The sequence below is a fragment of the Acidovorax temperans genome, from assembly GCF_028596105.1.
GTDB classification, from domain to species: Bacteria; Pseudomonadota; Gammaproteobacteria; order Burkholderiales; family Burkholderiaceae_C; genus Acidovorax; species Acidovorax temperans.
Map to the genome: position 1 here is coordinate 2,474,992 of NZ_CP117193.1, position 12,073 is coordinate 2,487,064.

Here is a 12,073-nt window from a genome sequence, read left to right on the forward strand (position 1 = left end):
TTTACCGGAAAACCAGGGCAAAGTTTTCGTAGGAATACGGGCGGGGTAAAGCGCCAATGCGACTTCCGGCTGAGCCGGTTTGCATCCAGCAAGGGCTCATGCGTTCTGCGTCACTGCTGTGACCTCGACAGCTTGAAGGTGCCTTGCTTGATGCCGGGTGGATAGGCCCGATTCGCCATCCATGCCCGTGACGCAAAAGGTCGGCCGCCGATGCAATGCGGGTCAAGGTCCAGACCGAAAGGGAATCGTACCGTCCAAAATCCCCGCGTCACATCGGGCGTTGATCGGTGCCTTGCGGGCGTCCGACACGCTCCACGCGGTCGATGAACTGCCGCAGCGGCTCCATGATTTCGCCTTCGGGTCGCAGTAGATAGGTCGTCAGCGAAGCGGTCTCGTCGGCCAGCGGCCGCACGACGACATCGGCCTGATGGCAACCCGCCAGATGCGCCGCGCTCGAAAAGCCCACGCCGTAGCCGGCGGCCACGAGGGCCAGCATCAGGGAATGGGTCTTGACGTACTCGGCTACCGTCGGCTGCGCATCCACCGTGCGGAGCAGCCGTTCGCGCTGCCGGCTGCAACCTTCGCAGACCTGGGGATCGCACAGCACCAGCGGATAGCTCGCCACTTCCTCCAGCGGCACTTCCTTGAAAGCCAGCAGCGGATGCCTGGCGGGCAAAGCCACCACCAGCGGGTCTCGCCACACCGGCATGGCGACGATGCCGGCGTCCATTTCACCAGCCAATGCAAAACCTGCGTCATACAAGTCGTTGCGCAGTCCAGTCACCAACTGCGCCAGTGGCGTTTCAAATATCCGAATGCCGACCTGTGGTGCCTCCTCGCGGCAAAGCGCAAGCAACGCCGACAAGCGGGCCTGCCCCATGTCACCAGATAGTGCGATGCGCAGCGTGTTCCGCTGGTTCGCTGCGGCGCGTGCCTTGGTCTGCGCTTGCTCGAAGGCCAGCAGTACGCGCCGGGCTTCTTCGAGGAAGACCTGTCCCGCCGGTGTGAGACGAACACTGCGTGGCAAGCGGTTGAGCAGCGGCACCCCTAAATCCGCCTCCATCTGGCGGATCGTGCGCGACAGTGGAGACTGTTCGATGTGCAGCCGTCGAGCAGCCCGGCCGAAGTGCAGTTCCTCGGCTACGGCGATGAAGCAGCGAAGATGGCGTAAGTTCATGCTTTCTCCCTACCGATGTGATCAGTCCATATCATCGTAGGGAGCCGAATAGTGCGGAGGATTCACCTCTGTATCGAGATGAGAGCCATCCTGGGGGGTGATGCTCGGATGCTTTTCGCCCATGTCAGCGCCTACGGCGAAGCTCTCGTTCGAGATCGCCCAGCTGCGACGCCTGAAGTTCGGCAAGAAGAGCGAGCAGCTCGATGCCGAACAACGCGCGCTGTTCGACGAGGCTCTGGACGCCGACCTTGCCGCGGCTGAGGCGCAGCTCTAGGAACTGCTGGGCAAGAAGAAGCCGCCGGCTACGCCTGGCGCGATGCCTAAGCGCACCGCCTTGCCGGCGGACCTGCCGCGCGTGGACTGCCACCACGAGCCCGAGAACACCCGCTGCGCGTGCGGCTGTGCGCTCAAGCGCATCAGCGAGAAGCTGGACTACACGCCGGGCGTGTTCACGGTCGAGTGCCACATCCGCGGCAAGTGGACCTGCGCATAGGTGCCGAACGCTGACCCAGGCGCCGGTCCCGGCGGAGATCATCGCCAAGGGCATCCCCACCTCCGGGCTGCTCGCGTAGGTGCTGGTCGCAAAGGACTCCGACCATCTGCCGCTTACATGGTCGTCCCTAGGCAAGCAGGAATAAGCTGCGTGAGTGAATCGGGAGGTTTGCGTAGCTGATGGCTGGCCAGCAGCGTCTGCGCCGGCGGCTTCACCGGCACGAAGCGCATGTGCGGGCGGGTTGCCGCCTCGCAGATCGCTGCGGCATCGGCCGCACCGTTCTTGCGTCCCTTGCCGGCCATGCGGTAGGGCGTGACGAAGTGGCCTGCAATCAGCCGCGCATCCAGCCCATAGCCGCGCAGCTTGCGTGCCCAGTGATGCGCACCGCCGCAGGCCTCCAGGGCCACCAGGCAGCCGGGAGGCAGCTCCGCGCACCAGGCCGCAAACTTGTCAGCGGCCAGCGCCTTGGCAACCACCACGCGCGCATCCACCGCATGCACCTAGATAACCCGCTTGGCCAGATCCACCCCGACTCGGGCAATCTCGTTCATGGACTTCCCCTTTCACATGGCTGCAGATTGATGACTTGGGGAGCACCATCGCGGTGGCAGCCAACATTTGTTTCCTGGCTGCTTACGATTGAGTCACATCAATCGGCCAGCAGATCGCTGGATGTTGACTCTTGACTTTCGGCATGTTAGGCGCAATATCTTGCAAAGTCTTGCAAGAACTTCCTCAGGCGAGGCCGCGTGACGACGGAACTTGTGGGGGTGGTATGACAGCGCGCCAGCAGGCGATCTTCACACTCGACGAGTTGGCTGCCTACTTGAAAGTCGGCAAGCGGACGCTTTACCGGCTCGCCTCGCACGGGGAGATTCCGGCCTTCAAGGTCGGCGGGACGTGGCGGTTTCGTCAAAGTGAAATCGATCGATGGATCAATGATCAGATCCAAGCAGGCAGAAAGAAGGAGGTGATACGCACAGATGAGCAGCCAAAGTCAGCGGAACACTCCGTGTCGTCTGGGCGCGCTGTCCGTCGCCGCAGGCAAACGGAGTGAGCGAGAGTCTTCAATTTTTCTTCTGGAGGTGTGACATGGACATTGATTTCAAGAAATTGGCTCCCTGGAACTGGTTCAAGAAGGAGCAGGAAGAACAACAGAGCACTGCCTCGCTCCCGGTGCAGCGCAATGACCTGCCGGTGGCGGGTGGGCCCGTCAGTCCCATCCTGCAATTGCATCGCGAGATCGACCGCCTGTTCGACGACGCGTTTCGAGGCTTCGGTTTCCCGACGCTGGCCATGCCACGCTGGCCGTCGGACTGGCCGGGCATGCTGAAGCCGGCGCTGGACATCCAGGAGACCGACAAGCAGTACAAGATCGCCCTGGAAGTACCCGGCATCGAGGAAAAAGACATCCAGATCACGCTCGACAACGACGTGCTGCTGGTGCGCGGTGAAAAGCGTCAGGAGCAGGAAACGAAAGACGGCGGTTTCCATCGGGTGGAGCGCTCCTACGGCAGCTTTCAGCGCGCTCTGAACCTGCCGGCCGATGCCAACCAGGACACGATCAAGGCCGCTTTCAAGAACGGCGTGCTCACGATCACGATGGAAAAGCGCGAGGCCAGTGCGCCCAAGCAGGGCCGCTCGATCCCGATCAACGGCTGACGCTGGTCGGCTCGCTTTTCTCAAAACCACAAAAGGATGAGGCGCCGTGATCGGCGGTGCCTCGTCAGATCAATCTTTACAGGAGCATCAGTATGGCCAGAAAACAATGCCAAGTCTGCGGCCAGCCCGCCACGGTGCGGGTGGAAGCCAATCTCAATGGTCGCCACAGCACCATGCTGTTGTGTGACGATCACTATCGCCAACTGGTGCGCCAGCAAAAGCGCACCGTCTCGCCGCTGGAAGCCTTGTTTGGCTCGCGCAGCGGCTTGTTCGAAGACTTCCTCGGCAGCGACTTCTTCCGCATCGGTGACGATTCGCCGTCCATGGCGGCCGATACCGACGAGGTGGTCGATGCCTCGTTCGGCGAACCCGCCCCGGCTGCTACGGGTACAACGCGCCGGCGCGGCAGTGGGCTCGCCAGCCGTATCAGCGAACAGTCGGAAGCCCTGCTGCAGGAGGCCGCCAAACACGCTGCCGAATTTGGCCGCTCCGAGGTGGATACCGAACATCTGCTGCTGGCGCTATCCGACAGCGACGTGGTCAAGACCATCCTGGGGCAGTTCAAGATCAAGGTCGATGACCTCAAGCGGCAGATCGAATCCGAAGCCAAGCGTGGCGACAAGCCGTTCGAGGGCGAGATCGGCGTGTCGCCCCGGGTCAAGGACGCGCTCAGCCGTGCTTTCGTCGCCTCCAACGAACTCAGCCACTCCTATGTCGGGCCGGAGCATTTCCTGATCGGGCTCGCCGAGGAAGGCGAAGGTTTGGCGGCCAACCTGCTGCGCCGTTACGGCCTCACGCCGCAAGCGCTGCGCCAGCAGGTAAGCAAGGTGGTCGGCAAAGGGGCCGAGGATGGCCGCGCCGAGACGCCGACCAACACGCCGGAACTCGACAAGTATTCGCGCGACCTCACCAAGATGGCGCGCGAGGGCAAGCTCGATCCGGTCATCGGCCGCGCGCAGGAGATCGAGACGACCATCGAAGTGCTGGCCCGGCGCAAGAAGAACAACCCGGTGCTGATCGGCGAGCCCGGCGTCGGCAAGACCGCCATCGTCGAAGGGCTGGCGCAGCGGATGGTCGCTGGCGAAGTGCCCGAGACGCTGCGCGACAAGCGCCTGGTGGAACTCAACATCAATGCCATGGTGGCAGGCGCCAAGTACCGCGGCGAGTTCGAGGAGCGCGTGCAGAAGGTGCTCAAGGAAGTGACCGAGCACCAGGGCGAGATGATTCTCTTCATCGATGAAGTGCACACCATCGTCGGTGCAGGCCAGGGTGGCGGCGAAGGCGGGCTGGACGTGGCCAACGTGTTCAAGCCGATGATGGCGCGCGGCGAACTGAACCTGATCGGCGCCACCACGCTCAACGAGTATCAGAAGTACATCGAAAAGGATGCTGCGCTGGAGCGCCGCTTCCAGCCGGTGATGGTGCCCGAGCCGACCGTGGCGCAGACCATGATGATCCTGCGCGGCCTGCGCGACACCTTCGAGGCGCACCACAAGGTCAGCATCACCGAGGATGCGATCATCGCCGCCGCCGAGTTGTCGGACCGCTACATCACCGCGCGCTTTTTGCCTGACAAGGCCATCGACCTGCTCGACCAGGCTGCCGCACGCGTGAAGCTGTCGGCCACGGCCCGCCCGGTGGCGGTGCAGGAGCTGGAGTCCGAACTGCACCAGTTGCGGCGTGAGCAGGACTATATGGCCTCGCGCAAGCAGTACGACAAGGCCGCCGAGCTGGGCAAGCGCATCGAGGCCAAGGAGACTGAACTCAAGAAGCTTGTCGAGGAATGGGAACGCGAGCGCGCCTCGGGCAGCGCCGAAGTCAAAGCCGAGCATGTCGCGCAGATCGTCTCGCGCCTGACCGGCATTCCGGTCAACGAGCTGACGGTGGAAGAACGCGAGAAGCTGCTGCATCTGGAGCAGCGGCTGCACGAGCGCCTGGTGGGCCAGGACGAAGCGGTGCGCGCGGTGGCCGATGCCGTCCGGTTGTCGCGGGCGGGGCTGCGCGAGGGCAGCAAGCCGGTTGCTACTTTCCTGTTCCTCGGACCGACCGGCGTGGGCAAGACCGAACTCGCCAAGGCGCTGGCCGAGTCGATCTATGGCGATGAAGGTGCGCTGCTGCGCATCGACATGTCCGAGTACGGTGAACGCCATACCGTGGCACGCCTGGTGGGCGCGCCTCCGGGCTATGTGGGCTATGACGAGGGGGGGCAGCTCACCGAGAAAGTGCGGCGCAAACCCTACAGCGTGTTGTTGCTCGATGAGATCGAAAAAGCGCACCCCGACGTCTACAACATCCTGCTGCAGGTATTCGATGACGGGCGGCTCACCGACGGCAAGGGCCGGGTGGTGGATTTCACCAATACCATCATCATCGCCACCTCGAACTTGGGCTCGGACATCATCCAGCGTCGGCTGAAGGCCCGCGGCGCCGCCGGCGAGGAATACGAGAAGACCAAGGCCGAGGTGATGGACGTGCTGCGCGGACACTTCCGCCCCGAGTTCCTCAACCGCATCGACGAAATCATCGTCTTCCACGCGCTGGGCAAGGAAGAGATCCGCCATATCGTCGGCCTGCAGCTCGATCGTGTGGCCCGCAACGCCGCCAGCCAAGGCGTGACGCTGACCTTCGATCAGACCTTGATCGATCACTTCGCGGAGGAAGGCTACAAGCCCGAGTTCGGCGCGCGTGAGCTCAAGCGGCTGATTCGCAGCGAGCTGGAGACCGCGCTGGCGCGCGAGATGCTGGGTGGCAGTATCGGCAAGGGCGATCACGCCAGCGCTCGCTGGGATGACAAGGCCGAGCGGGTGGTTTTCGAGCGTAAGGAGCCACCAGTGAAGCCGGTCGAGCCTGAAAAGCCCGATGCCGCGAACGTGGCCGAGACGCCGCCTAGCGACGAGAGCAAGCCTGCGCGCAAGAAGAAGCCGGCGGGCGGCGAATCTTGAGCGATGGGAGGCTGTCGTGTCCGACCCCAACGGGCTGACATGGGCAGCCACCCTCGTGTCGCTGGCGGTCGCTGTCCCCACGGCGGGGCACGCGGTCATCTACAAGCGTGACCCTCGATCGGCCACGCTGTGGGTACTGCTGATCGCCTTGTTGCCGCTGGGCGGTTCGCTGCTGTATGGGCTGTTCGGCATCAACCGTTACCAGCGGCGCGCGCGGCGGCTCTTCCCGGGGGCAGATCCTGCTGTTCAGCAGGACCTCTCGCCCACCATGCCCGAGGCTGTATCGCCGCCGCTTGCCGGTCTGGCGCACCTGGTGGGACGCGCCACCGGCCAGTCGCTGACCAGCGGCAACCGCATCGAGCCGCTTGTCGATGGCGAGCAGGCCTACCCGGCCATGCTCGCTGCCATCGAGTCGGCGCGGCACAGCGTCGCGCTGGCTTCGTACATCTTCGACAGCCAAGGCATCGGGGCGCAGTTCGTCGATGCGCTGCGCCGGGCTCATGAGCGCGGCGTGCAAGTGCGGGTGCTGATCGACGACGTGTATGCCCGCTGGACGCCCCGCAGCGCCTACCGCGCCTTGCAGCGCGCCGGCGTTCCGGCGGCGACGTTCAACCCGACGTTGATTCCCGCGCGCCTGCATGCCGCGCATCTGCGCAATCACCGCAAGCTGCTGGTGATCGATGGCGAGACGGGTTTCACCGGCGGCATGAACATCTTCGGTCCGTATTGGCGGCCCGATGCGCCGGGCCAGGCCTGTCACGATTTGCACTTTCGTCTGAGCGGGCCGGTGGTTGCGCATCTGATGCGGTGCTTCACCGATGATTGGTGCGATACCACGGGCGAGCGGCTCAGCAAGGGTTTCTGGGGCGAACCGCCCGCAACGGCTGATGAGCAAGGAACCTCTTGGGCGCGCGGCATCGAGGCCGGTCCCGATGAGGCCCTGGACAGGATGCGCTGGACCTTCATGGGCGCTTTGAGCGCGGCGAAGCATTCGGTGCGCATCTGGACACCTTACTTCGTGCCCGATCAGCCGATGATCGCGGCGCTGAGCACGGCCGCGTTGCGCGGCGTGCGCGTCGAGGTGCTGACGCCCGCAAACGGCGACCATCCCACGGTGCAATGGGCCGCGCGCGCCCACTACTGGCAGGTGCTGGAGCACGGTGTACGCATCTTCGAACGGCCTGGCCCGTTCGACCACAGCAAGCTGATGCTGATAGACGGCCAGTGGTGCTGCCTGGGTTCGGCCAATTGGGATGCGCGCAGCCTGCGCCTCAACTTCGAGTTCAATGTGGAGGTGTACGACACCGCGCTGTCTACGCGGCTGGAATCCCTTTTTGATGCCGCTCGTGATGCGTCGGGCGAGATATCGGCGAAGGCGTTGCGCGCCCGCCCGCTGGCCATCCGCTTGCGCGACGGGGTGGCCCGTCTGTTCACCCCCATTCTCTAGCGACACGACTTGCGAGGAACATTGCCCATGGAAAAGAAAGATCAATGGAACATTGGCTACTGGATCGTCGCCGGCCTGTTGCTGCTGACGCTGCAGAACTACTGGCAGGCGGCCAAGACCGTCGAGCCCGTGCCCTACAGCGAATTCGAGAAGGCGCTGGCCGAGGGGCGCGTCGCCGAAGTGCTGGTGTCGGACCGCACCGTCACCGGGCGCCTGAAATCGCCGGACAGCCGGGGCAAGACCACCATCGTGGCCACCCGTGTCGAACCCGACCTGGCCGAGCGGCTGTCCAAGTACGACGTGCCCTATGCGCGGGTGGTGGAAAGCACCTGGCTACGTGATGTGCTCTCCTGGATTCTGCCGGCGGTGGCCTTCTTCGGCGTCTGGTTCTTCCTGTTCCGCCGCTTCGCCGAGAAGCAGGGCATGGGTGGCTTCCTGAGCATCGGCAAGAGCCGCGCCAAGGTGTTCATGGAGAAGAACACTGGCGTGACCTTTGCCGATGTCGCTGGCGTCGATGAAGCCAAGGCGGAGTTGGTTGAGATCGTCGATTTCCTCAAGAATCCGCAGGAGTATGGACGGCTCGGGGCGCGCATCCCGAAAGGTGTGTTGCTGGTTGGCCCGCCCGGCACGGGCAAGACCCTGCTGGCCAAGGCCGTGGCGGGCGAGGCCGGGGTACCGTTCTTTTCCATCTCAGGCTCGGAGTTCGTCGAGATGTTCGTCGGCGTGGGTGCAGCGCGCGTGCGCGACCTGTTCGAGCAGGCCCGCGGGCAGGCGCCGGCCATCATCTTCATCGACGAGCTCGATGCGCTGGGCCGCGCGCGCGGCGTCGGCGGCCCCATCGGCGGCCACGACGAGCGCGAGCAGACCCTCAACCAGCTGCTCACGGAGATGGACGGCTTCGACAGCTCGGTCGGGCTGATCATCCTCGCCGCCACCAACCGCCCCGAAATCCTCGACCAGGCGCTGCTGCGCGCCGGTCGCTTCGACCGTCAGGTGCTGGTGGACCGGCCCGACAAGAAGGGACGGCTGGACATCCTGAAAGTCCACGTCAAGAAGGTGACGCTGGCTCAGGATATCGATCTCGAACAGGTGGCTGCGCTGACCACGGGCTTTTCGGGTGCAGACCTCGCGAACCTGGTCAACGAGGCCGCGCTGGCCGCGACCCGGCGCAAAGCGTCCGCCGTGGAGTTGCAGGATTTCACCGCCGCCATCGAGCGCATCGTGGCGGGCCTGGAGAAGAAGAACCGAGTGCTCAATCCCAAGGAGCGGGAAACCGTGGCCTATCACGAGATGGGGCATGCGCTGGTGGCGCTGGCGCTGCCCGGCACCGATCCGGTACACAAGATTTCAATCGTTCCGCGTGGCATCGGTGCACTCGGCTACACCCTGCAGCGGCCCACCGAAGACCGATTTCTGATGACACGTGCCGACCTGGAGCACAAGATCGCCGTGCTGCTGGGCGGTCGTGCGGCCGAGAAGCTCGTGTTCGGCGAGCTGTCCACCGGGGCTGCCGATGACCTCGCACGGGCCACCGACATTGCCCGCGACATGATCACCCGCTTTGGCATGGACGAAGGACTGGGCTACATCGCCTTCGAGGCGCAGCGGCCCCGCTTTCTCGATACACCGGAACTGGCCCAAGGCGGCTGCCGGGTGGCCGAATCGACCCAGGCGCGCATCGATCAGGCCATCCGCGACATCGTGATGGGCGTGTTCGAGCGCGCCTACCGGATCCTCGACACCAACCGCGCGGTGCTGGAGCGTTGTGCGCGCGAACTGCTGGCGCGGGAAACGCTCGACGAAAGCGATATCCGTCAATTGACTCAAGGACTTGTTCGGAACTGAAAACAGTAGTAGGTGCCATTCAGAGTAAGCCGGCGGCTCTGTTCGGTGCGTCATCCAAGTCGCCGGCATTGTTCAAGGAGAACCGATATGTCTGCATTGACTCCGTGGGACCCCTTCCGGGAACTGGAAGAATTGCAAAACCGCCTGGCGACGATGTTGGGAGGGACACCCCAGCGACAGGGCGCCCGTACCGGCAACGAAGCCATGACCACGGCGGACTGGGCACCAATGGTGGACATCAGCGAGGATGAGAACGCATTCCTCCTCAAGCTGGATCTGCCGGAGGTCCCCAAGGATGCCGTGCGCGTCAGCGCGGAAAACGGCGTGCTCACCATCAGCGGCGAGCGCAAACTGGAAAAAGAGGAGCAGGGCAAGAAGTTCCACCGCATCGAACGTGCGTATGGCCGCTTTGTGCGCAGCTTTGTCTTGCCTGACAACGTTGATCCGACCAAGGTGACGGCTTCCATGAAAGACGGCGTGCTGGAAGTGCGGCTTGTCAAGGCCGAGCAAGCCAAACCGAAACAGATTGAAATCTCAGTCAACTAACTTTAATTAGGAGCCCAAGATCATGAATATCAAACAGCCACAATACACCTTCTCCGCACTTGCCCTGGCGGTCGTCGTCGGACTGAGCGGACCGGCTCAGGCCCAATCGGCGGCAGGTTCTAGCCCAGGTGCTGCAGCACCCTCTGCCGCTTCCAAGGCGGCGCAGCCACAGGTAGATGACAAGGCCGCCCGGGAAGCCGAAAAAAAGCGTGCTGAGCTCACTCAGGACGCCATCACGGCGCTCACCAAGACCCAGGAGGCTTTGACACTCCTTGATGCAAAGAAGACCAAGGAGGCGCTCGCTGCGCTGGAACTGGCCAGCGGAAAGCTGGAACTGGTATTGGCACGCGACGCCAAACTTGCTTTGGCGCCGGTCGATGTACGCGTCATCACCCACGATATCCACGCCAACGTGGAATCGGTGAAGAAAGCGGTCAAGTTGTCTCGGGAGTTGTTGGGTGATGGCGAGCTGCAAAAGGCCCGGCCCATCGTCGCCAATCTGGCCAGCGAAATCGTGATCGAAACCGACAACCTGCCGATGGCAACGTACCCGGCAGCGATCAAGTCGGCCGCACGGCTCATCGACAGCGGCAAGATCGACGACGCCAAGGCGGAACTCGCCCGAGCACTGAACACGCTGGTGGTGACCTCGGTCGCCTTTCCTCTGCCCGTGCTACGGGCTGAAGCCGCGATGGCAAAAGCTGAAAAGCTGGCCGAGACCGACAAGCGCGATGCCAAGCAGAACGAGGAGCTCAGCACCTTGCTGTCGTCCGTGCGCACGGAGATCGAGATGGCGCAGATCCTGGGTTATGGCAAGAAGGCGGATTTCAAACCCATCTTCGATCAGGTGAAGTCCATTGAGCAAAAGTCGGCTGGTGGCAAAAGCGGCAAGGGATGGTTCGACGAGTTGAAGACGCGCATCCAAAAGCTGTTTTGAGGTGATGAAGGGGCCGACTGTTCGGTCGGTCAGTCTCGCGATGTTCGCAGTCAGCCCCAATAGATTCGCCTATTTTCACTAACTCACACGAGGCATATCACCATGAATGAGCAAACATCGAATCCCAATGCGACGAACAAAGAAATAAACGAACAGGCCGCGGTAAGCAGCCTTCCTGTCAGTCCAGAGGCCAAGGCTGAAGTCGTCACGGAGGTACAGCCTGAGGTTCAGAAGGAAACGGACTCGCAGGCGGCAGACAAACGTAAACAAGTCCTCGATGAGGCCGTCTCGGCCTTGGCGCTGACCAAATCAGCGCTGGCCGCACTTGACGGCAAGGACGCTGCACGCGCATTGGCAACGCTGGCCGAAGTGACGGGAAAGCTGGAGCTGATCGTCGCGCGCGAACCCACGCTCGCCCTGGCCCCCGTTGATGTGCGCACCATCGTGCACGACTTGTTCGCCAACACGGAAACCATTGAGGCGATGACGAACGAGGCGCTGGATGCCCTCAAACATGGCGAGGTGCAACAGGCACGTCACGTGCTGGCTTTGCTGGCCAGTGAAATCGTGATCGCGGTCGCCAACATCCCTCTGGCGTCCTATCCCGCAGCTGTGAAGTCAGTCGTGCCGCTGATCGATCAGGGCAAGATTGAAGAAGCCAAAGCCGCGCTGCAGGCAGCGCTCAGCACGCTGGTCGAGACGCGCAGCGTGCATCCGCTGCCCGCCCTGCGCGCCAAGCTGCTCCTGAAGCGCGCCGAGACCTTGGTAGAAGATGGTCAGCGGAGCGAAGCGTCCAATGAGCGCCTGGAGACATTATTGAACGAAGCGCGGCAGCAGTTGGAAATGGCAGAACTGCTGGGCTATGGAAAGAAGAAGGACTTTGAGCCCCTGTATGCTGAACTCAAGAAAGTCAAGCAAAAGACGGCTGGGGGAGGCGGCGGAAAAGGCTGGCTCGATGAAATCAAGGCAAAGCTGTCCAAGTTGTTCTGAAACCGCTGGATAGGGCGTAAGAGGGGCGCGTCGC

Annotated in this window: 9 protein-coding genes and 2 pseudogenes; 9 read left to right on the forward strand and 2 right to left on the reverse strand. The window is 63.1% G+C overall.

The window, feature by feature from the left end:
* Positions 1 to 268 precede the first annotated feature (268 nt).
* Entirely contained in the window at positions 269 to 1,177 is a 909-nt protein-coding gene (locus tag PQV96_RS11705) for a LysR family transcriptional regulator (RefSeq protein ID WP_012761385.1), read from the reverse strand.
* A gap of 139 nt (positions 1,178 to 1,316) precedes the next feature.
* Between PQV96_RS11705 and PQV96_RS11710 the strand changes: the two are divergent.
* Positions 1,317 to 1,746 (forward strand): annotated as a pseudogene (locus PQV96_RS11710) (transposase domain-containing protein); the annotation flags it as partial.
* A 121-nt stretch (positions 1,747 to 1,867) separates the two neighbouring features.
* Here PQV96_RS11710 and PQV96_RS11715 read toward each other — a convergent pair.
* Positions 1,868 to 2,161: pseudogene (locus PQV96_RS11715) on the reverse strand (IS110 family transposase); the annotation flags it as partial.
* Positions 2,162 to 2,445: 284 nt separating this feature from the next.
* Between PQV96_RS11715 and PQV96_RS11720 the strand changes: the two are divergent.
* The 8 genes from PQV96_RS11720 to yfdX2 all read left to right on the forward strand — a co-directional run bounded on the left by PQV96_RS11720 (position 2,446) and on the right by yfdX2 (position 12,039).
* Positions 2,446 to 2,727: a helix-turn-helix domain-containing protein gene (locus PQV96_RS11720; protein WP_012761384.1), complete on the forward strand. Its 282-nt coding sequence runs from the start codon at positions 2,446 to 2,448 to the stop codon at positions 2,725 to 2,727.
* A gap of 35 nt (positions 2,728 to 2,762) precedes the next feature.
* On the forward strand, positions 2,763 to 3,332 hold the full coding sequence (locus tag PQV96_RS11725) for an Hsp20/alpha crystallin family protein (RefSeq protein WP_267178702.1): 570 nt from the start codon (positions 2,763 to 2,765) through the stop codon (positions 3,330 to 3,332).
* Between the two features lie 92 nt (positions 3,333 to 3,424).
* The gene (gene clpK, locus PQV96_RS11730; protein ID WP_273623036.1) at positions 3,425 to 6,274 is read left to right on the forward strand and encodes a heat shock survival AAA family ATPase ClpK; all 2,850 of its coding nucleotides are present in this window, start codon (positions 3,425 to 3,427) and stop codon (positions 6,272 to 6,274) included.
* 16 nt (positions 6,275 to 6,290) lie between these two features.
* Positions 6,291 to 7,721, forward strand: coding sequence for a cardiolipin synthase (gene cls, locus PQV96_RS11735; protein ID WP_273623037.1), 1,431 nt, complete (start codon positions 6,291 to 6,293; stop codon positions 7,719 to 7,721).
* Positions 7,722 to 7,748: 27 nt separating this feature from the next.
* Positions 7,749 to 9,566, forward strand: coding sequence for an ATP-dependent zinc metalloprotease FtsH (gene ftsH / locus PQV96_RS11740; RefSeq protein ID WP_273623038.1), 1,818 nt, complete (start codon positions 7,749 to 7,751; stop codon positions 9,564 to 9,566).
* Positions 9,567 to 9,653: 87 nt separating this feature from the next.
* Positions 9,654 to 10,112 carry a small heat shock protein sHSP20-GI gene (hsp20-GI, locus tag PQV96_RS11745; protein WP_033871660.1) on the forward strand — a complete coding sequence of 153 codons (459 nt, stop codon included), beginning with the start codon at positions 9,654 to 9,656 and terminating at the stop codon, positions 10,110 to 10,112.
* A 22-nt stretch (positions 10,113 to 10,134) separates the two neighbouring features.
* Positions 10,135 to 11,049 (forward strand): heat resistance protein YfdX1, encoded by a 915-nt coding sequence (gene yfdX1 / locus PQV96_RS11750; RefSeq protein ID WP_273623039.1) that lies wholly within the window; start codon positions 10,135 to 10,137, stop codon positions 11,047 to 11,049.
* A gap of 102 nt (positions 11,050 to 11,151) precedes the next feature.
* Positions 11,152 to 12,039 (forward strand): heat resistance protein YfdX2, encoded by an 888-nt coding sequence (yfdX2, locus tag PQV96_RS11755; RefSeq protein ID WP_012761378.1) that lies wholly within the window; start codon positions 11,152 to 11,154, stop codon positions 12,037 to 12,039.
* The last annotated feature ends 34 nt before the right edge of the window (positions 12,040 to 12,073 follow it).

Coding starts and splice junctions, on each gene's coding strand:
- PQV96_RS11705 (WP_012761385.1), bottom strand. CDS start 1,177: ATGAACTTACGCCATCTTCGCTGCTTCATCGCCGTAGCCGAGGAACTG.
- PQV96_RS11720 (WP_012761384.1), top strand. CDS start 2,446: ATGACAGCGCGCCAGCAGGCGATCTTCACACTCGACGAGTTGGCTGCC.
- PQV96_RS11725 (WP_267178702.1), top strand. CDS start 2,763: ATGGACATTGATTTCAAGAAATTGGCTCCCTGGAACTGGTTCAAGAAG.
- clpK (WP_273623036.1), top strand. CDS start 3,425: ATGGCCAGAAAACAATGCCAAGTCTGCGGCCAGCCCGCCACGGTGCGG.
- ftsH (WP_273623038.1), top strand. CDS start 7,749: ATGGAAAAGAAAGATCAATGGAACATTGGCTACTGGATCGTCGCCGGC.
- hsp20-GI (WP_033871660.1), top strand. CDS start 9,654: ATGTCTGCATTGACTCCGTGGGACCCCTTCCGGGAACTGGAAGAATTG.
- yfdX1 (WP_273623039.1), top strand. CDS start 10,135: ATGAATATCAAACAGCCACAATACACCTTCTCCGCACTTGCCCTGGCG.
- yfdX2 (WP_012761378.1), top strand. CDS start 11,152: ATGAATGAGCAAACATCGAATCCCAATGCGACGAACAAAGAAATAAAC.